Here is a 685-nt window from a genome sequence, read left to right as displayed (position 1 = left end):
GTCGACCGTGAAGAACCCGGATTTCAGCTTGGGAGGAGCTGAAGTCGGCGGATGAGCTGGACGAGGATTTGGCGCAGCAAAAGCTCGAGCCAGCGGATGAGGCGACGGAAGTTGTAGCCGGCGGCGGCGAGGACGGCATTGGTGGCGTCGCCCTGGCGGTGCCAGAGATAGTTTCGGCCCATTCGGTGCTGGATTTGAGGTGGCCGATCACCGGCTCCACGGCGGAGCGCCGGCGCAGCTCGCGCTTGATCTTTGGCGTCACCCGCCGCTTCTGGCCTGAGATGAACACCCTGAACTTGTAATCGAGCGGCGCATTGTGGCCGCGATAGCCTTTGTCGAGACACATGCGCTCGATGACGTTGCCGACGAGCGCCTCCATGCCTGGGATCACGGTTTTGAGCGTATGGCCGTTATAGGGGTTGCCGGTCAGCGCTTTCACATGGGTGACGAACTGACCGCCCTTGGCGGGCGCGAGGTTGGTGGCCACCGAGACCTTGACGCCGAACTCGTAGGGCCGGTGGGCCTTGCCCTTGCCGATGCACTCCACCTCCGGCGCGTGCAGCGAGTAGACCTTGGGGCCGCGCTGGTGCTGCTTCTGGTCAAGCACCCGTCGCGCCAGCGCCAGCATGCGTTCGAGGACAATCTCGCCAAGCAAGCCGGTGCGGCCTTCGATCTTGCGGGCAAT

Annotated in this window: 1 pseudogene; it reads right to left on the bottom strand. The window is 64.1% G+C overall.

From position 1 onward, the window contains the following. Window positions 1-23: 23 nt before the first annotated feature. Window positions 24-685 (bottom strand): annotated as a pseudogene (locus AC5ZG1_RS44135) (transposase family protein); the annotation flags it as partial.

The sequence above is a fragment of the Bradyrhizobium sp. Leo78 genome (assembly GCF_059512425.1).
Note: the sequence above shows the minus strand (reverse complement) of the source record. Positions and strands in the feature narration are given on the sequence as shown.